Source organism: Pseudomonas sp. S2_A05 (assembly GCF_054668485.1).
On record NZ_CP162775.1, the window covers coordinates 5,307,683 to 5,329,836 of the forward strand.

The window sequence follows — 22,154 nt, forward strand, 5'->3', positions numbered from 1 at the left end:
CCCGCATGAGCGACTCCCTTGATCTCAGCCTGGACGGTGTAGAACGCCGCTCGCTGGCTGACTTCACCGAAAATGCCTACCTCAACTACTCCATGTACGTGATCATGGACCGCGCCTTGCCGCATATCGGCGACGGCCTGAAGCCGGTACAGCGGCGTATCGTCTACGCCATGAGCGAACTGGGGCTGGACGCTGATTCCAAGCACAAGAAATCGGCGCGTACCGTCGGTGACGTGCTCGGCAAGTTCCACCCCCACGGCGATTCGGCGTGCTACGAAGCGATGGTGCTGATGGCGCAGCCGTTCAGCTATCGCTACACGCTGGTCGACGGCCAGGGCAACTGGGGTGCGCCGGACGATCCGAAGTCCTTCGCGGCCATGCGTTACACCGAAGCGCGGCTGTCGCGCTATTCCGAAGTGCTGCTCAGCGAACTGGGCCAGGGCACCGCGGACTGGGGGCCGAACTTCGACGGCACCCTGCAGGAGCCGCTGGTGTTGCCGGCGCGCCTGCCGAACATTCTGCTCAACGGCACCACCGGTATCGCCGTGGGCATGGCCACCGATGTGCCGCCGCACAACCTGCGTGAAGTCGCCACCGCCTGCGTGCGCTTGCTGGATGAGCCGAAAGCCACGGTCGAACAGCTCTGCGAACACATTCAGGGTCCGGATTATCCGACCGAAGCGGAAATCATCACGCCGCGCGCCGACCTGCTGAAGATGTACGAAACTGGCAAGGGCTCGGTGCGTATGCGCGCCGTGTACCACGTCGAGGACGGCGACATCATCGTCACCGCGCTGCCGCATCAGGTCTCCGGCGCCAAGGTGCTGGAGCAGATCGCCGCGCTGATGCAGGCCAAACCGTCGAAAGCGCCGCAGATCGCCGATCTACGTGACGAATCCGACCATGAAAACCCGTGCCGCATCGTGATCATCCCGGTCAACAGCCGCGTCGATCACGAAGCGCTGATGCAGCACCTGTTCGCCAGCACCGAGCTGGAGTCGACCTACCGGGTCAACGTCAACATCATCGGTCTGGACGGCAAGCCGCAGCTGAAAAACCTCCGTGCGCTGCTGGTCGAATGGCTGGAATTCCGCGTGCTGACCGTGCGTCGCCGCCTGCAATTCCGCCTCGACAAGGTCGAGCGTCGCCTGCACCTGTTGGACGGTTTGCTGATCGCCTACCTCAACCTGGATGAAGTGATCCACATCATCCGCACCGAGGAACACCCGAAAGCCAAGCTCATCGAGCGTTTCGCCCTCAGCGAGATCCAGGCCGACTACATTCTCGACACCCGTCTGCGTCAGTTGGCGCGGCTGGAAGAAATGAAGCTGCGCGACGAGCAGGACGAACTGCTCAAGGAGCAAGCCAAGCTGCAAGCCCTGCTGGGCAGCGAAGCCAAGCTGAAGAAACTGGTGCGTACCGAGCTGCTCAAAGACGCCGAAACCTACGGCGACGACCGCCGCTCGCCAATCGTCGAGCGCGCCGAAGCCAAGGCGCTGAGCGAGCACGATCTGCTGCCGAACGAGAAAGTCACCGTCGTGCTGTCGGAAAAAGGCTGGGTGCGTTCGGCCAAGGGCCACGACATCGACGCTACCGGTTTGTCGTACAAGGCCGGCGATGGCTTCAAGACCTCGGCGGCGGGGCGCTCCAACCAGTTTGCCGTGTTCATCGATTCCACCGGTCGCAGCTACTCGGTTGCCGCGCATACCTTGCCGTCGGCCCGTGGCCGGGGCGAACCCTTGACCGGCCGTCTGACGCCGCCACCGGGCGCTTCGTTCGAATGCGTGCTGATGCCCGAAGACGATGCGCTGTACGTGATTGCGTCCGATGCCGGTTACGGCTTCGTGGTCAAAGGCGAAGACCTGCAAGCGAAGAACAAGGCCGGCAAGGCCCTGTTGAGCCTGCCGAACAACGCCAAGGTCATCGCGCCGCGCCCTGTGGCCGATCGTGAGCAGAACTGGCTGGCCTCGGTCACGACCGAAGGTCGCCTGCTGATCTTCAAAATCAGCGATCTGCCACAATTAGGTAAGGGCAAAGGCAACAAGATCATCGGTATATCCGGTGAACGCGTGGCCAGTCGCGAAGAATATGTCACGGACATCGCCGTCCTGCCGGAAGGCGCCACCCTGGTATTGCAGGCTGGCAAACGGACCCTGTCGCTGAAAGCCGACGACCTCGAGCACTATAAAGGTGAGCGTGGACGGCGCGGAAACAAACTTCCGCGGGGCTTCCAGAGAGTGGATGCGCTGCTCGTCGAAAACCTCAATTAGGCGAGAACGCCTTACTAGAGCGTTCGATCTGCGATTAAACGCGTAGATCGACGCTTTGGCGCTGGAGTCGGAACGCATATTCACGGATGATATGGCCTTTCAAGCGCCGGCGTGGCCGAGCGTTCTTCATATTTATTGAGTATTTTCACTGTGGTCAGCCTTGTGGCGGCCACCTGGACGGGATGATGACTGCTCTACGCCCCCTTATTTTGTTGCTCGCCGGCGTTCTTGGCCTGGCGGGTTGCAGCGTTCACCAGCCGGTGTCGCTGTACCAACTGGACAGCGGAAGTCCGGTTCAGCCTGCGCAAAGCGCAGGCATGGCGGTTTTGCTGGGGCCGGTAGTTGTTGCCGATTACCTGCAACGCGAAACCCTGCTGCAACGTCAACCCGACGGCAGCCTGCAAGCGGCGACCGACGGTCGTTGGGCTGGCAGCCTTTCGTCGGATATCGATCAACTGCTGATGCGTCAGGTCGCCGGTCACCTGGACAGTCAGCGTGTGGTGCTGGCGCCTGCTACTGCCGGATTCACGCCGGATGTGCAGGTTCTGCTGACCATCACCCGTCTGGATTCCGGGGCGAAACAACCGGCGATTCTCGATGCGCAATGGCGTTTGATCGATCGTCGCGGCAAGGTGCGCGATAACCGCATCATTCACCTGCAGGAAACGCACGCCGGCAGCACCGCTTCCCAGGTGCAGGCACAAGGGGTTCTGTTGCAGCGTCTGGCCGAGCAGTTGTCGGTGGCGCTCAAGCCACTGGCCAACCAGCCGCCCGTGGCCGAGGCACCGCGTAAAGCCGCGCCGAAACCCGCAGCGCCGGCGGCGGATGCCGAGAAGCAGCCAAAGATTCCGATGGCCTCGCCGATTCGTACCGATATGGAAGTGTTTCGCTTCTGAGGCTGGAACGCGTCAGAACAGAGCCCGCCTTGTGCGGGCTTTGTTATGTCTGGAGGTGAGGTGGAAGATCAAAAGCCCCTCACCCTAGCCCTCTCCCGGAGGGAGAGGGCTAGGGTGAGGTGTCGGGCGTCTTACGTCGACCTGAAAGATGTTGGCGATTGTGGATTCAAAGCAGGGCGTTCAAGTCGGTGTAATTCTGGAATTTCCCCCAACCGGTTCCCTCTCCCTCTGGGAGAGGGCTAGGGTGAGGGGCTTTTCAGGGATGCGCACGATTCCAATAACACCGCGCACAAAAAAGCCCGCAGACAATTAATTGTCTGCGGGCTTTTGCGTATCGGGCCTAAGCCTTACGCCCGGCGCTCATGCATCCGCGCCAGTTGCCGTTCGAGCATCGACGGATATGGCTCCATCAACCGCTCCACACAGCAAGCGCCTTCAGGGCTGGCGATCGGCCGGATCCGCGCACGCTGGCGGATCAAGGTGTCATCGCTGATCTTGCGCTCGACCAGCAGCAGATTGCGGCTGTGTTGCGACAAGGCCAGTGCATCCTGAGCCGAATCGGTCAGCAGCAGATCAATCTGGCTCAGACCGAACAACTCATCGCCCAAGGTCAGGCCCAGCTGCAATTGCAGGGTGATGCCGCTGTCCGCGACCTCGATCTGCAATTGGTGGCCGAGTGCACGCAGCAGTTCGCCGCAGCAGATGGCATTGGTCAGGTAATCGTCGCCGCAGTCTTCGGTGTGGAACAGCAACAGCGTGCTGCCATCGTTGAGGGTTTCGATTTCGCCCTGATACAGCGACGCGGCCTGCTCGAGGCAGTCGCGATAGCGTTCCTGCAATTCTTCCAGACGTGCGCGAGGCAAACGACGCAATTGTTCCTGCGAGCCCAATTGCACGGCCAGTACGGCGGTGTGCTGTGGCACGTCAGGGCTCGGTTTGCGCGTCAGCGGTTGGGCGGCGCCGTTGAGCGATTCGTCGCGCAGGTCGGCGAAAGCGTCATCGTCATCATCGTCTTCGACGGTGCTGACCAGGTGACGCGGTGCCGGTTTCTTCGCGGCCAGCGGGCGGCTTTCGTCGAAGCTCGGATCGCGCAGGTTACGCACCTCGAATTCAGGCTCGTCTTCTTCCTCGGCGAATTCCGGCTCGGGTTCGGGCTCAGGCTCCGGTTCCGGGGCGTAGCTGGCATGCAGCTGGCGCGCCAGATCGCCGATTTCATCCTGGCGGTCGATGCCCGGGGTGTGCGCGTCGATCCGGCGCAGCCACACGCGCAATTGCAGCAACGGCGTCGACAGATAGCGGCCCATGCGCAGACTCAGAGCCAATGACAGCGCCAGCAGAATTGCGCTCAGAATGCCCATGCTTTGCAGGCTGATGGTCATCGGCTGCTGGAACTGATCCATGTCCAGGCTGATGCGCAGTTGCCCGGCAGTCACGTCCTGGAAAGTGATCTTGCTCTCGTACATGCCCTCGGCTTCGCCCAGCAGGCTGTGCTTGGGACGCTGACCGGACTCGGCGAGGATGCGGTTGTCCACACTGTAGATCGCCGCGTGGGCGACCAGTTTGTTCTTGGTCAGGTTGTTGAGCAGCACGTTGAGGCTGAGGATGTCGTTGGACACCAGCAGCTCGGTGGCGGAGGTGGCGGTCTGCGTGGTCAGGCTTTCGCCCAGCGCATCGGCCTGCTCGTGCATGGCCTGCTTGAATTGCAGACCCATCACCCCGGCATAGATCACCAGGGCCAGAGCGACCAGGATCACGTTGTGGCTGGCAATGCGCAATGCAATCGGTACACGGCGATGGCGCAGTGCACGGAAGATCAGCAGGAAGAAGTTATCGGTTTTGACTGGCGTGGGCCGGTTCACTTGAGCTCGGCTCTTTGTCCGTGAAGTTGACGCGCAGTATAGCGACAGGCCCCAGACCGGCAAAGCGCTCGCGGTGCCCGATGGTCACTGAAAGTGGGTAGAATGCGGTTTTTTTCCAGTTGCGGGGGTGCGCGTTGCGCGAAATCGTCCTGATTAACATCACGGGAGTCGACCGTCCCGGTCTGACAGCGGCCATCACCGGTGTTCTGGCACAAGGTGGTGTGAACATTCTCGACATCGGTCAGGCGGTGATCCACGACACCCTGTCGTTCGGCATCCTGGTTGAAATTCCCGATTCCGAACAGGGCAAGTCAGTGCTCAAGGACATCCTGTTCAAGGGCTACGAACTGGATCAGCAAGTGCGTTTCACCCCGGTGTCCGAAGAGGATTACCAGCAGTGGGTGGGCAATCAGGGCAAGAAACGCCATATCGTTACCCTGCTGACGCGCAAAGTCACAGCCGGCCAGTTGCAGGCGGTCAGCGCGATCACCGCCAAATATGGCTTGAACATCGACCATATCGACCGTCTGTCGGGGCGCATGCCGCTGGACACGCCGGCCGACAAGGGCAAGGGTTGCATCGAGTTTTCCGTGCGCGGCGAAGCCGCCGATCCGCAGGCTTTGCGCGCCGAATTCCTCAGCGTTGCCCAGGAATTGAACGTCGACATCGCCTTCCAGGAAGACTCGCTGTTCCGTCGCAACCGGCGTCTGGCGGTGTTCGACATGGACTCGACGCTGATCGAAGCGGAGGTCATCGATGAGCTGGCCAAAGCGGCCGGCGTGGGTGACCGGGTTTCGGAAATCACCGAGCGCGCCATGGCCGGTGAACTGGATTTCCGCGCCAGCTTCAAGGAGCGTCTGGCGCTGCTCAAGGGCCTCGACGTCAGCGTGCTCGACTCGATCGGCGCCTCGCTGCGCCTGACCGAAGGCGCCGAAACCCTGTTCGCCGAACTCAAACGCCTCGGCTACAAAACCGCCATCCTGTCCGGCGGCTTCACTTATTTCGCCAAGCAGCTGCAAGCCGGGCTGGGCATCGACTACGTGTTCGCCAACGAGCTGGAAGTGGTCGACGGCAAGTGCACCGGCGTGGCGATCGAGCCGATTGTCGATGCGCAGCGCAAGGCTGATCTGCTCAAGGAGCTGGCGCACAAGGAAGGGCTGCGTCTGGAGCAGACCATTGCTGTCGGCGACGGCGCCAACGACTTGCCGATGCTGGCGATTGCCGGGCTGGGCGTGGCGTTCCGCGCCAAACCGTTGGTCAAGCAGTCGGCGAAGCAGGCGATTTCAACGCTGGGGCTGGATGGTGTGTTGTATCTGCTGGGTTTCCGGGATCGTGACGGGCAGCTCTGAGATCTCCATAAGCTGATCTGGCCTCTTCGCGAGCAGGCTCGCTCCCACATTTGAACTGCATTTGAATGTGGGAGCGAGCCTGCTCGCGAAGGCCGCGCCTCGGTCTAAAGCGAATTCCACAACGAATCAAAATCCTCCTCACCCCCGCCATTCTGCGCAGGATCCAGCGAGCGATAGGCGAACTGGTTGAAGCTGTGCGTACTCGCCACCCGCCGATCCAGCCCGGCGCGGTGTTCTTCGCCCTGGGTGTTGATCAACACCTTGTTGCCTTCCTGGAACGGCAGGCGCGGCGCAAGCACGGTGGCCGGCACATCGATCGCACTGATCTCCGGCAACAGCAAACCGCGCAGATAATGGCTGTGATCGTCCTTGGAACGAACCAGTTGCAGCCCGCACGGCTGCGCGTGTGGCGCGACCAGTTCAATGCCCATCTGCGTGCCGCTGCCGCGCACCTGGCGAATCCAGCGAATCACCGCAATGCTCCAGCCTTTGCTCTCGCTGTCCTGAATGCCGAGCATTTCCCCGGCCTGCAATTCGGCCGGCACCTCGCTCGGCCAGGCCAGGCAATAGCCGCCGGGGCTGTGGTTGATCACCGGCAAGGCGTAAGTCGGATAATTCGGCGCGTTGCCGGGGCCTTCATCCTCGCTCAGCTGGTCGTACTGGATTTCCTCGTACGGCAACAGCTCATCGTTACTTTGCGGGGCAGCGTCGAACGCCTGACTCCAGCTGTCCTTTTCGCCGTTGGCCACGACGCTGCTGAAATTTGCCGTGCGGGCACCGGGATGTTTGAGCAACTCGCTGAAGGTGCGCTCGCCGCCGAGGTAGAAGTGCAGGGCGCTCATGCCGACGCACACGGTCAATGTGCCCTGGCCGGCGCTGCGCTGAAAACTGCGTTCGGCAGCCTGGCCCCAAGTGGCGTGCAGATGTTGCAGGGTATCGATGCTGAGACCGGCGGAAACAGGCAGGGGGGTTGAAGTCGGCTGCTGCAGCAGGTGCGTTTCGAGCTGCTTGACCAAGGGCTGCGGGTCGAAGCCCAGCAGCCCGCTCTGTTGTTCACTGCGAAACATCTTGCGGTAGCGTGGACCAACATCCAGTTCCGGGCTGATGGCGAACAAACCGTCGTCGGCGCGGCCGGGGTGCAGCTTGAGCAGGGCGCTCCACGGCTCGATCACCTCGGCCAGCCGAGCAATCTGACTCTGGCGTAATTGATTGCAACGGGCACTGCCCAATAGCAGCGCGGCGATGTAGGTCTGTTCGACGCTCAGTTCGCTGGTCAAAAACGCCAGATCATCGCGCAGCCGCCGTTGTTGCAGCTGTAATTGCGCAGCGCTGCGATACAGCTGATGCAATTCCAACCACACGTGTTCCGGCGGTGAACTGTACAGCTGCGTGGCGCGCACCAGTTGCGCCTTGAGGGCATGCGCGGCGCGTTGCAAGGCGGTGCCGACCAATGTCGCGCGATCCTTGCTGTATTTGGGCAGGATGCGCAGAACAATCTGTTTATAGCCGATGGCCAACTGAGCTTGCAGCGCCTGACACAGGTTGCTGACTTTTCGCGAACGCTCGTCGAGCATGATCGCCTGATGCAGAAAATGCCGTTCCAGATGCTGGCAGACGAAATACACCTCGGGCCGCAGCAGCTCAAGCAATTGCAGGCGATTGTCGCTGGGGGTGAGCAACAGGTTCAGTTCGCCGAGGCCTTGATACAGCAAGCGGGCGGTTTCGCCGATGTTGGCCTTGGGCAGGCCGGCGATCCAGCGCTTGAGGTCGCGCGGGCTGGCCTCGCAGAACGACAGGCGCGTTTGCGTGGGAGTCGGAGCGCGCAGCTTGGGAGAAAAGTTGGTCTGGCTCATGAGCAAAACCATAGCAGCAAATGCCGCGGTTTGCGGAAGCAGCCTCGGCTGCTTCCGCGAACAGGGTCACGCTTTTGGCAGTGCCAGGCCTTGGCCCATCTGCACGGGTGAACCGGCCACCAGCTCTTCGGCCCACTTCACCTGATCCGGGCCAAACAGCACGATCGCCGTCGAACCGAGCTTGAAGCGCCCAAGTTCCGCGCCTTTTTCCAGATGAATCGGTGCGCGTGCGGCTTCGTCGTAGCGGAAGGTTTTCAGCTCGCGCTTCGGTGGCGTGACCAGACCGGCCCACACGGTTTCGATCGAAGCGACAATCATCGCACCGACCAGCACCACGGCCATCGGCCCGCGTTCTGTATCGAAAATGCACGCCACGCGCTCGTTGCGGGCGAACAGCTCCGGGACGTTTTCGGCAGTGGTCTGGTTCACCGAAAAAATGCGGCCCGGGATGTAGACCATTTCGCGCAGGGTGCCGGCCAGCGGCATGTGCACGCGGTGGTAGTCCTTAGGCGACAGGTAAATGGTAGCGAAGTCGCCGCCCATGAACGGCGCTGCGTTGGCCGCATCCCCGCCGAGCAACTCCAGCACGCTGAAGCTGTGGCCCTTGGCCTGGAACACACGACCGTGCTCGATCGGGCCGAGCTGGCTGACCGCACCGTCGGCCGGGCTGAGGATTGCGCCCGGGGTCTCGTCCAGTGGACGCGCGCCGTCTTTCAGGGCACGCGTGAAGAAGGCGTTGAAGTGCTCGTAAGCGGTCAGGTCTTCGACCAGCGCTTGCGACATGTCCACTTGATAACGCTTGGCAAACCATTGGGTGAAGGCATTCTTGAACCAGCGCACGCGGCATTCGGCGATGCAGCCGGCCAGGCGCGACAGCAGGTGATGCGGCAGCAGGTACTGGCTGAGGATAAACAGACGCTCTTTCATTAGTTGTCCTTAAAAACCTTAAATCTCGACTGGCGTGTCAGGGTGGTTGCCCCATTCGCCCCAGGAACCGGCGTAGCCCTTGACCCGCGGATAACCGAGGGCTTTGGCCACCAGATAAGTGAAGCCCGACCGGTGATGGGTCTGGCAGTGGGTAATGATTTCCTTGTCCTTGGTGATCCCGAGGTTTTCGAGGATCTGCGGCATGTCGCTGCGGATGCGCAACTGACGCGTCTGGTCCATGCCGGCGGTCCATTCGAAATTGACCGCGCCGGGGATGTGTCCACCCTTGGCAGCGAGGACTTTTTCGCCGGAATATTCCAGCGGCCCGCGCGCATCCCAGATCGCCAGATCCGCCGCACCGAGGCGGCTTTGCAGGTATTCGCGGGTGGCGGTCGGTTCGTCGTGCAGGGTCAGCGACAGCGGGCCACCGACAACGGGTGGTACCTGGATCGACATCGGCATACCGTCCGCCAGCCAGGCCGGCAAACCACCGTCTATATAGTGGTACTTGTCGTGGCCAATGACGTCGAGCAGCCAGATGAAACGCCCGGCCCAGCCACCGCCCTCGTCGTCATACACCACATAGACCGCGTCTTTGCGATGACCGAGCTCACCAAACAACGCCTCCAGATCGGCTTTCGCCGGCATCAGCCCCGGCGCCGGTGGCTGGCCGAGCTGGGTGCGTTTCGGGTCGACAAAACGTGCGCCGGGCAAGTGACCTTCGGCATACCGGGCAGGGCTGGTCAGGTCCACCAGAATCAGTTCCGGGGACTCCAGACGCGGCAGCAGGTCGCTCGGCTCGATGACAAGCGGCAAGCCAGAGAAGTCAGACATGTGAGGTCTCCAGAGCACAAAGGGGAGGATTGTAGCGCAGGCTCATTGGCCACGGCTGCTAAAGCTGTGCAGGGCTTTTTCGATGCACTGCGCGGTTTTGCCGAAGGCTTGCACAGTGATGTCGGCGAAGGGGCCGCCGCCCTGATCGGCAACGACGATCATGATCACCCGGCCGTTATTCACCAGTGAGCGCAAGAATAAGTGCTCGCCGCGAAACAGCGTGCGCAGGCTCGCTGGCAATAAGGCCGAGAATTGTGCGTTGTTCTCCGGCGTAATCCGCACCTGCGCCTGCTGAGCGAGCAGGCGTTGCAGGACTTTGCTCTGGCTGACGACAAAACTCAGCGCCGCCGCATCCTTTGGTAAACCGGCGGTCTGGTGCACGCGCAGGGTCGAGTGCGTGCGGTCGGCCATCAGAATCATCACCCGGCGCATGCCGCTGGCCACCAGTGCCTCGCGGGCGGCGACGGTCAGGCTCATGGCATTGGTGAAGCGGCTGGGCTCGGCGAGCAGTTCGGCGCATTGCCGACGCCATTGGCCCAGATCATCCGCATTCGGCGCTGCGGCCGGGAGCATGCCGGCCGGCAAGCGACGAGTGCCCCACGGCCAGATCAGCGAAACCGCCGGGTGCCACAGATCAGGCATCGCATGCTGACGCGCGCTGTTCGCCGCTTGCTGGTGCAACTGTTGCTGCACTTCGTCCATGGAAATCTGCAGATAGAGACTGGTCAGGTACTGCCAGCGCTTGCTGTGCGGACTGTCCCAGGCCTGTTGCGCCGACAGCGCCAGCCCATTGGCCAGCAGCACGGTATTCGCCGGCTGGTTGAGCCAGCGGCGCAATGTCGGGTCATCGTCGAGGCGATTCTGCTGGCGCAGCGGGTGTTCACTGTCGCGGGCGATGCGCAGCACTTTGACCAGTTCGCGTTGTTCGCTGAGCAGCAATTTGTAGCCTTGCTCGACCCAGATCGGCAGATGCCAGGCGTGGACCAGTGCCTCGGCGATCTTCAACAGGCGCACGCCGAACAATTGCTTTTCGACCACACGTGCCGACTCGCCCTTGTGGATCACGCGCAGTTCCCACTCCTCGAGCAACTGCGGATACGTCAGTGCCAAGGGCCACAGCGGCGACAAAAACAGCAAGCTGCCCCAATGAATGTCCTGCCACAGCCGCGCGAGGCGACTGGCAAAAAAACCGTTGGCCTGTTGTGTCGCGTGTTGGCTGATCAGTTGCAATTGGCGCAAAGCCTTGGGGATTTGCCGGTGCGGTTCGGCGGGCAGGCGCGCGAGCAATTCTTCGGTGCGGGCAAGGCCCAGGCGATTGATTGCCACCTCAAGATTTTCCGCCGGCGCGGCCATGGTGCCGTGGGTGTGACGATTCGCCTCACGGATGACGCTCAAGGCCAGCGCCGGGCTGTCCTGCATCAGATCGGCGATGTCGCGCAGCGAGCTGCGATTGTCGCGGATCGCCCGGCAGACTTTGTCGTGAGCCTCTTGTGGTACGGGCAGGCGGACGCTGTCGAGCAGCTTGACCCAAGCCTGGAGCGTGGTCGGTATTACCGATGGAATGTTCGTTTCATTAGCCATGTCTGGACGAGATCTTCACTGACTGTAGACGCGCCCGGCATGGGCTAAATTGGCTTTTCGCCTGAACTGGCTATAGTCTGGCGCAGTTTTGCCGATAAGTAGAAGAAGAGATTTTTTAACTTCCGAATATGACCTTGAACCCGACTTAAACAAGTACCTTCTACCTATGGCTAAAATTATCGGCATCATCGTCGTATTCGCGAGCGTGCTCGGCGGATACGTGCTCTCCCACGGCAAGATTGCCGCTCTGATCCAGCCCTTCGAGGTGATGATCATCGGCGGTGCGGCCCTCGGCGCATTTCTCCAGGCCAACCCCGGTTACATGACGATGCACGTGCTCAAGAAATCCCTGAGCATGTTCGGTTCGCGCTTCACCCACACCTTCTACCTGGAAGTGCTCGGGCTGATCTACGAAATCCTCAACAAGAGCCGCCGTGAAGGCATGATGGCGATCGAAGGCGACATCGAAGATGCCGCCGCGAGCCCGATCTTCGCCAAGTACCCGGCGGTGCTCAAGGATGAACGCATGACCGCGTTCGTCTGCGATTACCTGCGCATCATGTCCTCCGGCAACATGGCTCCGCACGAACTGGAAGGCCTGTTCGACATGGAGCTGTACAGCCTCAAGGAAGACCTCGAGCACCCATCGCACGCAGTCAACGGCATCGCCGACGGCATGCCCGGTTTCGGTATCGTTGCGGCGGTACTCGGTATCGTGGTGACCATGGCCTCGCTGGGTGAGGGTGACCAGGCGTCGATCGGTCTGCACGTGGGTGCGGCACTGGTCGGTACCTTCTTCGGTATTCTCGCGGCGTACGGTTTCTTCGGTCCGCTGGCGCATTCCCTGGCCCACGATGCCAAGGAAGAACTGAACGTCTACGAAGCCATCAAGGCCTCGCTGGTGGCTTCGGCGTCCGGCATGCCGCCGTCCCTGGCGGTCGAGTTCGGGCGCAAGGTTCTGTACCCGGCGCACCGTCCAAGCTTCGCCGAGCTGGAACAAGCGGTTCGCGGTCGCTAAGTCATGGAAAATAATCAGCCGATCATCGTCAAGCGCGTCAAGCGCATTGCCGCCGGGCACCACGGCGGGGCGTGGAAAATCGCCTTTGCCGACTTCGCCACGGCAATGATGGCGTTCTTCCTCGTGCTGTGGCTGCTGTCCACCGCTACGCCGGAACAGAAGATCGCCATCGCCGGTTATTTCAAGGACCCGGTCGGCTTCTCCGAAAGCGGCACGCCGTACATCATCGACCTCGGCGGTACACCGACCCTGGCGCCGGAAAACACCCTCAACCCGGAAGTGAAGTCGCAGCCGCAACCGGACAAGGTTACGGTCGACACCGATCAGGTTGAAGGCATGGCCGAGCAGGTCGAGAAGGAGCGTCTCGAACTGCTCCTGCAAGAACTGCAGAACAAGGTCGACGAGAACCCGCAACTGCAGAAGTTCAAGGATCAGATCCTCTTCGAAATCACCCCGAACGGCTTGCGCATCCAGATCATGGACGCCGAGAACCGGCCGATGTTCGACTCAGGTTCCGCACGCCTGAAACCGTACTTCGAGGACATCCTGCTGGCCATGGCCGACACCATCAAAGCGGTGCCGAACAAGATCAGCATCAGCGGCCACACCGACGCCAAGCCGTACATTGGCACTGGCGACTACGGCAACTGGGAGCTCTCGGCCAACCGCGCCAACGCGGCTCGCCGTGCCCTGGTCGCGGGCAGCTATCCGGATGCGCAGGTGGCGCGGGTGGTCGGTTATGCCTCGTCGGCGTTGTTCGACCGGGAAAACCCGTTCAACCCGGTCAATCGCCGGATCGACATTGTCGTGCTGACCAAAAAGGCCCAGGCCGCCATTGAAGGTGCGCAGGGTCCCGAGGCGGCGAAACCGGCGGATCAGGGGCAGAACGGTGCTGCACCGGCAGCCCCGGTTGATCCGAATGCGTTGCCGGCGGACAAACAGCCAGTGCCCGCTCACGAGTTGCGCGAGCGGTTGAATCTGTTTGACGATGCGGCGCCGAAACCGGCTGAGCCGGGTGGGGCGGCGCCTGCGCCTGCGCCTGCGCCGAAGCAGTAAGTGAAAAAAAGCCGACAGTGATGTCGGCTTTTTTGTGGCTATCACAGGCCGGCACTGTCTCAGAATCCCCGACGAATCCGGTTCTTCAGCTGTTCATGAAACATCTCTGCATCGCGCTTGTAAGCCCCTTTGACCGATTCGCTGATCGAATCCAGCGCCATCGACCGCTTGTTCGACACCTCATCACGATACGCATCGATAAAGAAATCCAGATCGCTGGCCGTGCTCAGCTTCGGCCATTTGTCCAGATAGATCGGCAGTTGCGCAGGTCCGGTCTTGAACGTACAGATCCGCCGATTGCTGATCGTCGCCTCGCCAATTTCGAACGGCACCCACCACGACAGTGCAGTTGTCTCCGACACCACCGCCAGCAGATGCGTGCACTCGGTGATGTTGCGGGTAATGACCCCGGTGATGTCGTCCGTGGTCTGCGATTCCGGATCGAGGACATCGAGATATGTCCTGATCTTCGCTTGGGTCAGGCGGGTGTTGATGGCGATCGCATGGGCGCGATCCATGTGGCGATAGCTGATAAAGACTGGCATCAGAAATGTCCTTTGAGGGCGAGTTCGCGGTAATAGGCGCCGAGTGCCGTCAGGCGGCAGCCGGTGGAGTTGAGGGCGGCGTAGTACATGTGCTCGGCGTCGACCGGCTCGATCAGGCTGTGGCGGTTGCACTTCTGCAACTGGGCGAAGACCTCGCCGTGCTCAGGCACGAACGCCTTTTCGGTGGGCTCATGGCTGGGGTCGAGCGGGTAGACCGATTCGGCTTCGGCAAACCAGTCGGGCAATTTGCGCAGGATCTCCTTGGGGATCAGCGGCGAGACTTCGCGCAGGGAAATGAACTGCGACACATTGGTCTTGAACACCGGACGCTGTTCCCAGGCGCCGAGGGCGTTGTCGACAAAGGAATACAGACTGCCGGGGGTGATTTTGCCGAGGATATTCGCCGCGCCGCCGTGCAGCGCTTGCAGGAGCAGGCCGGTGAACACGCCGTGCTGCGCGCCCTCCATTGCCGGCTCGGCTTTTTTGCAGGCGGTGAGGATCGTCATACCCTCGCTGACCATGCTGCTCTCGCTGCGCAAGGCGCGCACTTCGCCGGCCGAACCGCTTTCGCAGCAGTCGAGGATAATCACTTTGTTTTTGATCCGCGTGGCCTTGTCCGCCCAGTTCAGGATGTCGCTGATGCGGATGCCGTCCTTGGCGTTGCGGTAATCCTGCGCGATCAACATGCCTTCGTCAGTGTCGGCGTCGAAACCGCCATGGCCGGCGAAATACAGCAGAGCGACGTTGCAGTCACCGGAAAACAACTCGCGGATCTGGTCTTCGAGTTTTTGCCGGCTCAAATAATCCTCGGCGGACGTCAACACGACATTCTTGAAGTTGGGGTCGCCGTTGGCATTGGTTTTCAGCACCGAAGCCATGGCCATGGCGTCGTTGCAACAGCCGCTCAGGCCGCCGATATGCGTGTAATCGTTGATGCCGATGAACAGTGCCTTGCGCATGCTTATACCACCGTGTGCAGGCGGATCGCGCCGACGATGCTGTGGGCACTGCACGCGTGGATGTAGCGAGACGAATGGCGGATGAATAAAACACAGGTTGGCATGGCTTTCCTCGAAGGTCGCTGTGAGCGAAGGAGGAAAGGAATGTAGGCCGCTGGCAGAGACCTACAAGGGCTGCGCGGCAAAACAGAAAAGTCCTGCAAGCAGCCGCGCAAAAGCCTACGGCAGAGGCTTATGTTTAAGTGGGGGAGAACTGATTCAGATGCGGTCCGACAACCGGCAGCCCGTGGTGCGGGGCTGCCGGCGCGACTGTTTAATAACCGTTTTCGGGCAGGCTGGCGATGATCGAGCGATAGCTGTTCATCCGTTGCTGCTGGATGCGCCCATCTTCCAGCGCCTTGAGCAGCGCGCAACCCGGTTCGCGGTCGTGCTTGCAGTCGCGGAAACGGCAAGTGCCGAGCAGGTCATCGAACTCGATGAAACCGGCTTCGACATCGGCGCGGCTGACGTGGCCCAGACCGAATTCACGGATGCCCGGGGAGTCGATCAGTTCGCCGCCGCCGAGGAAGTGGAACAGGCGCGCGGTGGTGGTGGTGTGCGTGCCCTGACCGGACAATTCCGACAACGGCCCGACGCGGGTTTCGACTTCCGGCAGCAGGCTGTTGACCAGCGACGACTTGCCGACGCCGGACTGGCCTACGAACACGCTGATGCGCCCGTCGAGCTGCTTTTGCAGTTGCTCCATGCCGTCGCCGTGGTGGGCCGAGACTTCCAGCACCGGATAACCCAGCGTGCGGTACACCGCCAGCAACGCGTTCAGCGCCGGGGCGTTCTGCTCGTCGATCAGGTCGAATTTGTTCAGCAGCAGAAGCGGGCGGATACCGGCATGTTCGGCGGCGACCAGATAGCGGTCGATCAGGTTGGCGTGAGGCTCGGGCAGCGGCGCGAAAACGATGACGATCATGTCGACGTTGGCGGCAACCGGCTTGAGCTGGCCACGACTGTCGGGGCGGCACAGTTCGGTGCTGCGCGGCAGTTGCGCGACGATCACGCCAATGCCTTGGTTGCCGGCGCGCCAGACCACTTTGTCGCCAGTGACCAGCGCTGGCAGGTTGGCGCGCAAGTGGCAACGGAACACTTGACCGGCGAGTTCGCCGTCGACGGCTTCGACTTCGACCTGCACGCCGAAGTGGGCGATCACCAGGCCGTGTTGCTCTGGGCCAAGGTCGCCGCCCTCGAGGGCTTCGACCGCCGAGGACTCGCGTTTGGCGGCGCGTGCGGCGCGCTCGCCCTGGATCTTTTCGATGCGCCAGTTTTGACGACGATTGAGTTGGCGTTTGGCCATGGGTGTTCCGTCTGAAGAATGCAGCGATTAGGTAAAACGGCCGCGAGTTTAGCACGCCCGGCCACCGGCCTAGGCTAAACTGCGCAGCATTGCCTAGGAGCCCGAATATGCAAAATCCGCAGAACCTGATCTGGATCGACCTGGAAATGACCGGTCTGGACCCGGACAACGACGTCATCATCGAAATGGCCACCATCGTCACCGACAGTGAGCTGAATACATTGGCCGAAGGCCCGGTGATTGCCATCCATCACAGCGATGAAGTGCTCGCGCGCATGGACGAGTGGAACACCCGCACCCACGGCAACTCCGGTCTGACCCAGCGTGTGCGCGACAGCCGCATCAGCATGGCTGAGGCAGAAGCTGAGACCATCGCCTTCCTGGAAAAGTGGGTGCCGAAGGGCAAGTCGCCGATCTGCGGCAACAGCATTTGCCAGGATCGTCGCTTCCTTTATACCCATATGAAGGCGCTGGAAAGCTACTTCCACTATCGCAACCTCGACGTCTCCACGCTCAAGGAACTGGCCGCGCGCTGGGCGCCGGATGTGCGCGACAGCTTCAAGAAGGGCAGCACCCACCTGGCTTTGGATGACATCCGCGAATCGATCGCCGAGCTGCAGCACTACCGCAAGCACTTCATCAAGTTCTGATGCGGCGGCATCAGCCCTGACGCTTTCGCGAGCAGGCTAGCTCCCACATGGAATGCGGCTTATGTGGACGCGAGCCGGCTCGCGAGAGGCGCGCCCTCTTCTGGTGCGGCGCCGAAATGGCTAGACTGCGCGCCTTCCTGCCTGGACTGCCATCATGTTGCTGATGCTATATCTGATCGCCATTACCGCCGAAGCCATGACTGGCGCGCTGTCCGCCGGACGACGAGGCATGGACTGGTTCGGCGTGGTGCTGATCGCCTGCATCACCGCGCTCGGTGGCGGTTCGGTGCGCGATGTGTTGCTCGGGCACTACCCGCTGACCTGGGTCAAACATCCGGAATATCTGGTGCTGACCTCGGTGGCGGCGATGTTTACGGTGTTTGCCGCACGCTGGATGCGTCACCTGCGCTCGCTGTTTCTGGTGCTCGACGCGGTGGGGCTGGTGGCGTTCACCTTGATCGGCTGCATGACCGCGCTGGAAATGGGTCACGGCATGCTGGTGGCCTCGGTCAGCGGCGTCATCACCGGTGTGTTCGGCGGCATCCTGCGCGACATTTTCTGCAATGACATTCCGCTGATATTTCGCCGCGAACTTTATGCCAGTGTTTCATTCGCTGCGGCATGGTGCTACATGTTTTGTCTTTATATAAATGTGCCGGGCGAACAAGCCATCCTGATCACTTTGTTTGGCGGGTTCCTGTTACGTCTGCTGGCCATCCGTTTCCATTGGGAAATGCCGAAGTTCGTCTATAACGACGAACATTGATCATTCTTGCGTTGGTGTATTGGAGGCTGGTTTAAAGGCATATGAGTTGCCGGCGGCTGGTGCACGCATATTTCTTACACTTTTCACTTTGATATTTTCTTGGTGGGTATGTAACTTTTTTTGCTGACATGTTTTCGATGTCACTATCAAGTTATATTCTCACAGAGGAGCTGTATTATGAGTGAAAGCATGGATGCTACAGGTAATCAACAAAACACTTCGCCCGTTCTTGTGGGGTTGTCCAGTCTGAAGGTCAAGTTTGACGCCAGTGATAACACTCAAAGCAGGGCACTTTTTGCTAATGGCCGGATGCAAGTCAAAGTTCAGGTGCTCGTTGCCGGAGTAGACGCCGACGGCAACGCTGTGCATGTACCGGAAGATGTACTGGAAAGCATCCAGCTTATTCATTACGCGACCGGCAAGACCTTGCGCGATGGTTGGGTCGCGAGCGCAGTCCAAGGGCGGTTTACGCGTGAGGCACGGCCTGCACCGGATGCCTTGGACAGGCACGATGATGATCTTGAGAATGACAGCGTTCATCCACAGGTGCGTACGTTCTGGGTTTCCTCGTCGAGCGCCGGAACGACTGAGGTCGGTGCGCGCCTGTCTCTCAACGGGGAGAGGATTTTGAGCAACGGAACCACCCCTGCCAGTGTTCATTACAGCAGCGTGACTCTGGAGGCTGAAAAGCCCGCGACATATGGAGTCTTTCAGTTGTATCAGAACAGGATTGGTAATGAGTCGCCTGGTAATCGTATCTGGAAGTACCATCTGGGGCTGTACCCGGACGGGAAGCAAATCCGCCTGGTCGATTGGATGGTCGAGGGGGCTGAAGAGGGCGAAAACCTCGATTTTGCGGGCGGGAACAGGCTTAACGAAATCAAAACCAATTATATGAAGTGCATTTTCGTCCGTCCCGAAAAAACCAGTGTGACCGTCACCTTGCCTGATAGGGGTGATCCGTTTGTATATGCTTTCACCGGCGATGCGCAAACATGGAATCACAAGCATTACAAAGTAAATACGCAAAGCGACGGAGAACTCACTATTGTGCAGGCGTTATCCGAATACTCGGAAAATACCGGTGCGCAAAAATATGGAAGTGTCCTCTACTTTATCGCTATCGATGAATATGGTACCGGGCATAAGTTGGCGATTCGCGTGAGTTTTTATGAGCGCAATTTGTCTCTTCAGCGAGGCTGAGTTTCATCATCCATTGATGCAATGTCTTGGGATGTAGTAGCTGTATATGCGTTTGGCATCGCGGCTGCAGATAAGCTGCCATGTTCGATGATCAGGCATATGCACGAAAGTGCTTTATCTGATGTCTTGCGCTGGCCCCGCAGCGATGTGTGGCCAGCGTCACCACTCCTCAAGGATGAGCATTCATGACTGGCAAACCGCCGAAAATCAAACCTGTATCTGCCCCCACCAGACCCATCGAGTCCAGCGGGGATGGCCTGCCCCGGGCTCTGAACCCGTCTTCGACAATGCCGCATTCGACTGTTGCACATCATCAGGGACCCTTGCCTTCGCCATCTTCTTCAGATTCGCTTGCAGTGATGCCTGTCATCAGTGTGAGCACGAGGCCGAAATATTCCACGATCGACGAGTTCGCAAGTGTGTCCGCAAGGAATTCGCTGGAGAACTACTGGATACCCACGCAAGAGCGTCTCGACAAGACCGATGCATGGGGCATCGCAATCATGAAGCAGCGTCAGTATGTTGCCGTCGCTGACAATCACATCGTACAAGTGGTCCGAGACCCGGAGAGCGGCCTGTTTCGCGCCACACATGCCAGAGAACTGCATCCTTCCGGTCCGCTGTTGAGGCCTGACAGCGAGGGCCGTTTGTGGCATCCGCTGGATGATCCTGAGTCGGCCAATCCAGTTGCAACTGTCTTTACCGGACAAAATCGCACGACAGAGCTTCCCGGCACGGAGTATTCAATAAAGGATTTCCCTCCACTGATGACCCAACGCATATTTGCCGTGAGCGGCGTCGACGCGATGATGGCGCACAGGTCCGACATTCATCCCGCTTCGCTGGCATTGCTGCAGGACACTGCGAGGCGCTTCGCCCTCGATCAAAAGATCCGCCAGTTCATCACCCAAGTGCAACATTCCGATCCGACCGTGCGTGCGCAAGCCGATTCACAACTGCAGGCTTTGTTAACGCTACAGGCAACTGATCTGAGCGAGCGCGTTATCGAACAGTCCCGCGCTTTGCTCTTTGAGCAGAGCGAGCGGGCGTTCGAACTCGATTGCGATGACAATACGTTGCAGATGCGACGGATTTTTCCTCATCTGCCCAAGACGATTGCTCAGGCGTTGTGGCGAGAGGCCAGTGCCGCCGACCACAGGCATTTGCGCCTGCGGCCGGGAATGCCGCGGCACATGGCAGAAAAAACGCTGGTGGCGCTACGCGAGGTGCGTCTCGCCAGGGCGTGCGAAGGAATCTATCTGGATGCGGTAGCCAGCCTGGACAGTGACCAACTGGCTTTGCAGATGCTCGGGCAGCTTGATCAGTGGCCGCGACAGATTCGTATCGAGATTCGTCTGCAAGCGTCAGAGGGTGAGTCATTGAGTGCTATTGGCGATGCTCGATCGCCAGTGCGGCACATATTGATTCGTCAGCATGAAGGCTACGTTATCCAACGCAGCGGCATCGCGTCCCCTCAGGATCGGATGGATCTGTATGCCGCCGTCTGGCGCCTTTTACTGCCCGGGCAGCGCCAGTTGCTCGGTGTAGCGCAGGGCGGTGGTGCGGCGCTGCGGCAACTGGTACGCGCACAGCCATTGCCGTCGCGCCAACGCGTGAGCGAATTGTTGGGACTGGCACCGGTGCAGGTAACGGCTGTTCCGGCCAGCGCCCAATACGCGCAAGCGGGGCTGCGAGGCGGCGGCGATGTCAACCCGATGTTGACAGGATCCGTTGTGGAACGTGTCCGTAGCCTCTATCCGCAGCTTGCTGACAAGGAGTTGGCCGCGTTCGTTTCCGAGCGCCTGGGATCTGAGCCGACCACAGTTTTAGCGCGCCTGGAGACAGACCTCGCAATATTGCGCAATGAATTGGCGATCTGGAGTGCGGAAGGATTATCGACCCAAGCGGACTCTTCGCAGGACGCAATGCAGATCGCAGAACAGCGCCAGGCTCGCGAGCAATTTAGCGCAAAACTGCAAGATATCTGGCGACGCAAGTCGGTTTCCAGGTGGGGTTACGGTGACTATCATTTTTCCCATCATGTCGATTTTACTGGTGAGTTACCAAGATTATCCGCCAGGTTCGACTATGTAACAGAGTTGATATTGACTGTGGAAACGCCAGGCGCACGCATCGGCGCTTTTTTTGACAGTTTTCCCAATGTTCAATATTTGATGGTCACTGGCATAAAAATGGAGGACTTCCCGTCAGGGATATTCCAAATGCGCCAGTTGCGTCAACTTGTGCTGGACGATTGCTCGCTTGAATTATCTGAAGCGACGGCTGAAGGTGTGTCCAGGATCGAGACGCTCACTTTGTTGAATCTGGCCAACAACCCTCTGACAGTTGCTCCGCATGTAGGCTTCATGACAGGTTTGACCGAGTTGATGCTATATAACGCCAATCTCTCCAGCCTGCCTTCCGGTATAGACAGGCTTGGAGATCTTCGGGTCATGGCGTTACAGGATAATAATATCTCAGACGTAGGGGGCGATCTGTTCGATATTCCGGATACTCAAGATCTATATGTTGGTTTATTGAACAATCCGCTGAGTGACGAGTCGATGCGGCGGATTAATCAATATCTTGAAAATTCCAGTATGGACCGGAAAGTGGAAATCCAAACGGAAGAAACAGTTTCAGACGTTGATTCCGATAGTGAGTCATCGGAGAGCGGATTTTCGACAGGTCCAGATAGCGACTGAGTGTTGTCGAAAGTAACGGATCGATCACGCTGCCAACATGATTTGGCAAACATAAGCTACTCGCTGACTCCCCTTCCGGTTCGGGTTGATTGAATTCGGAAGGGGTAACAGGCCTTCGTGGGCCAGAATCAAAGGGGCGAAAGGCTTAGTGTTGAATCTCGTAACATGCAGATCGCATTTTTTGAAGTTATTAGCATCTGTGTGAATTATTAAAGATGATGTTGAAAGTTTGCTTTTTCACAAAATGTCAAATGTCGCGGCTGTTTATATTTAAATTCGACGTTAATACTTTGCCCAGCCCTTGAAGGGCGAAATATATTAATCGGCTGAGGTGTTAT

At 59.7% G+C, this 22,154-nt stretch carries 17 protein-coding genes; 9 read left to right on the forward strand and 8 right to left on the reverse strand.

Features of this window, described 5'->3' with window-relative positions; all coding sequences use genetic code 11:
- The first annotated feature begins 5 nt into the window (after positions 1-5).
- Both parC and AB4O12_RS24090 read left to right on the forward strand, forming a co-directional pair.
- Positions 6-2,270 carry a DNA topoisomerase IV subunit A gene (parC, locus tag AB4O12_RS24085; protein WP_460059822.1) on the forward strand — a complete coding sequence of 755 codons (2,265 nt, stop codon included), beginning with the start codon at positions 6-8 and terminating at the stop codon, positions 2,268-2,270.
- Positions 2,271-2,455: 185 nt separating this feature from the next.
- Positions 2,456-3,166: a PqiC family protein gene (locus tag AB4O12_RS24090; protein ID WP_024011350.1), complete on the forward strand. Its 711-nt coding sequence runs from the start codon at positions 2,456-2,458 to the stop codon at positions 3,164-3,166.
- Between the two features lie 347 nt (positions 3,167-3,513).
- Here AB4O12_RS24090 and AB4O12_RS24095 read toward each other — a convergent pair whose 3' ends face one another.
- The gene (locus AB4O12_RS24095) at positions 3,514-5,025 is read right to left on the reverse strand and encodes an AhpA/YtjB family protein (protein ID WP_095180973.1); all 1,512 of its coding nucleotides are present in this window, start codon (positions 5,023-5,025) and stop codon (positions 3,514-3,516) included.
- A gap of 134 nt (positions 5,026-5,159) precedes the next feature.
- Here AB4O12_RS24095 and serB point away from each other — a divergent pair, with 134 nt between their 5' ends.
- On the forward strand, positions 5,160-6,374 hold the full coding sequence (serB, locus tag AB4O12_RS24100; RefSeq protein ID WP_460059823.1) for a phosphoserine phosphatase SerB: 1,215 nt from the start codon (positions 5,160-5,162) through the stop codon (positions 6,372-6,374).
- Between the two features lie 104 nt (positions 6,375-6,478).
- Here serB and AB4O12_RS24105 read toward each other — a convergent pair whose 3' ends face one another.
- The 4 genes from AB4O12_RS24105 to AB4O12_RS24120 all read right to left on the reverse strand — a co-directional run bounded on the left by AB4O12_RS24105 (position 6,479) and on the right by AB4O12_RS24120 (position 11,569).
- Entirely contained in the window at positions 6,479-8,227 is a 1,749-nt protein-coding gene (locus AB4O12_RS24105; RefSeq protein ID WP_460059825.1) for a molecular chaperone, read from the reverse strand.
- 66 nt (positions 8,228-8,293) lie between these two features.
- Positions 8,294-9,154 carry an archaetidylserine decarboxylase gene (asd, locus tag AB4O12_RS24110; RefSeq protein WP_024011354.1) on the reverse strand — a complete coding sequence of 287 codons (861 nt, stop codon included), beginning with the start codon at positions 9,152-9,154 and terminating at the stop codon, positions 8,294-8,296.
- An 18-nt stretch (positions 9,155-9,172) separates the two neighbouring features.
- Entirely contained in the window at positions 9,173-9,988 is an 816-nt protein-coding gene (gene rhdA, locus AB4O12_RS24115; protein ID WP_460059827.1) for a thiosulfate sulfurtransferase, read from the reverse strand.
- A gap of 42 nt (positions 9,989-10,030) precedes the next feature.
- The gene (locus AB4O12_RS24120; protein ID WP_252887221.1) at positions 10,031-11,569 is read right to left on the reverse strand and encodes an HDOD domain-containing protein; all 1,539 of its coding nucleotides are present in this window, start codon (positions 11,567-11,569) and stop codon (positions 10,031-10,033) included.
- Positions 11,570-11,735: 166 nt separating this feature from the next.
- On the opposite strand from AB4O12_RS24120, the gene motA reads away from it, so the two are divergent.
- Both motA and motB read left to right on the forward strand, forming a co-directional pair.
- A complete protein-coding gene (motA, locus tag AB4O12_RS24125) occupies positions 11,736-12,587 on the forward strand; it encodes a flagellar motor stator protein MotA (protein ID WP_024011357.1) in 852 nt (283 codons plus the stop codon).
- Positions 12,588-12,590: 3 nt separating this feature from the next.
- Entirely contained in the window at positions 12,591-13,643 is a 1,053-nt protein-coding gene (gene motB / locus AB4O12_RS24130) for a flagellar motor protein MotB (protein ID WP_256808284.1), read from the forward strand.
- Positions 13,644-13,702: 59 nt separating this feature from the next.
- Here motB and AB4O12_RS24135 read toward each other — a convergent pair whose 3' ends face one another.
- The 3 genes from AB4O12_RS24135 to rsgA all read right to left on the reverse strand — a co-directional run bounded on the left by AB4O12_RS24135 (position 13,703) and on the right by rsgA (position 16,492).
- Entirely contained in the window at positions 13,703-14,188 is a 486-nt protein-coding gene (locus tag AB4O12_RS24135) for a toll/interleukin-1 receptor domain-containing protein (protein ID WP_041480739.1), read from the reverse strand.
- Positions 14,188-15,147, reverse strand: a complete 960-nt coding sequence (locus tag AB4O12_RS24140) for a caspase family protein (RefSeq protein ID WP_056787534.1) — start codon at positions 15,145-15,147, stop codon at positions 14,188-14,190. The genes AB4O12_RS24135 and AB4O12_RS24140 overlap by 1 nt, the downstream gene beginning before the upstream one ends.
- A 313-nt stretch (positions 15,148-15,460) precedes the next feature.
- Positions 15,461-16,492, reverse strand: a complete 1,032-nt coding sequence (gene rsgA, locus AB4O12_RS24145; RefSeq protein ID WP_460059828.1) for a small ribosomal subunit biogenesis GTPase RsgA — start codon at positions 16,490-16,492, stop codon at positions 15,461-15,463.
- A 107-nt stretch (positions 16,493-16,599) separates the two neighbouring features.
- Between rsgA and orn the strand changes: the two genes are divergently transcribed.
- The 4 genes from orn (at position 16,600) to AB4O12_RS24165 (ending at position 21,816) form a co-directional block, all read left to right on the forward strand.
- Positions 16,600-17,142, forward strand: a complete 543-nt coding sequence (gene orn, locus AB4O12_RS24150) for an oligoribonuclease (RefSeq protein WP_016771957.1) — start codon at positions 16,600-16,602, stop codon at positions 17,140-17,142.
- 151 nt (positions 17,143-17,293) lie between these two features.
- Positions 17,294-17,908, forward strand: coding sequence for a trimeric intracellular cation channel family protein (locus AB4O12_RS24155; protein WP_177342722.1), 615 nt, complete (start codon positions 17,294-17,296; stop codon positions 17,906-17,908).
- Between the two features lie 177 nt (positions 17,909-18,085).
- The gene (locus tag AB4O12_RS24160; protein ID WP_095180966.1) at positions 18,086-19,111 is read left to right on the forward strand and encodes a hypothetical protein; all 1,026 of its coding nucleotides are present in this window, start codon (positions 18,086-18,088) and stop codon (positions 19,109-19,111) included.
- A gap of 185 nt (positions 19,112-19,296) precedes the next feature.
- Entirely contained in the window at positions 19,297-21,816 is a 2,520-nt protein-coding gene (locus tag AB4O12_RS24165; RefSeq protein WP_460059829.1) for a leucine-rich repeat domain-containing protein, read from the forward strand.
- Positions 21,817-22,154 lie beyond the last annotated feature (338 nt).

Coding starts and splice junctions, on each gene's coding strand:
- motB (WP_256808284.1), top strand. CDS start 12,591: ATGGAAAATAATCAGCCGATCATCGTCAAGCGCGTCAAGCGCATTGCC.
- parC (WP_460059822.1), top strand. CDS start 6: ATGAGCGACTCCCTTGATCTCAGCCTGGACGGTGTAGAACGCCGCTCG.
- orn (WP_016771957.1), top strand. CDS start 16,600: ATGCAAAATCCGCAGAACCTGATCTGGATCGACCTGGAAATGACCGGT.
- AB4O12_RS24120 (WP_252887221.1), bottom strand. CDS start 11,569: ATGGCTAATGAAACGAACATTCCATCGGTAATACCGACCACGCTCCAG.
- motA (WP_024011357.1), top strand. CDS start 11,736: ATGGCTAAAATTATCGGCATCATCGTCGTATTCGCGAGCGTGCTCGGC.
- asd (WP_024011354.1), bottom strand. CDS start 9,154: ATGAAAGAGCGTCTGTTTATCCTCAGCCAGTACCTGCTGCCGCATCAC.
- AB4O12_RS24135 (WP_041480739.1), bottom strand. CDS start 14,188: ATGCCAGTCTTTATCAGCTATCGCCACATGGATCGCGCCCATGCGATC.
- rhdA (WP_460059827.1), bottom strand. CDS start 9,988: ATGTCTGACTTCTCTGGCTTGCCGCTTGTCATCGAGCCGAGCGACCTG.
- AB4O12_RS24165 (WP_460059829.1), top strand. CDS start 19,297: ATGACTGGCAAACCGCCGAAAATCAAACCTGTATCTGCCCCCACCAGA.
- AB4O12_RS24140 (WP_056787534.1), bottom strand. CDS start 15,147: ATGCGCAAGGCACTGTTCATCGGCATCAACGATTACACGCATATCGGC.
- rsgA (WP_460059828.1), bottom strand. CDS start 16,492: ATGGCCAAACGCCAACTCAATCGTCGTCAAAACTGGCGCATCGAAAAG.
- AB4O12_RS24160 (WP_095180966.1), top strand. CDS start 18,086: ATGAGTGAAAGCATGGATGCTACAGGTAATCAACAAAACACTTCGCCC.
- AB4O12_RS24105 (WP_460059825.1), bottom strand. CDS start 8,227: ATGAGCCAGACCAACTTTTCTCCCAAGCTGCGCGCTCCGACTCCCACG.
- AB4O12_RS24090 (WP_024011350.1), top strand. CDS start 2,456: ATGACTGCTCTACGCCCCCTTATTTTGTTGCTCGCCGGCGTTCTTGGC.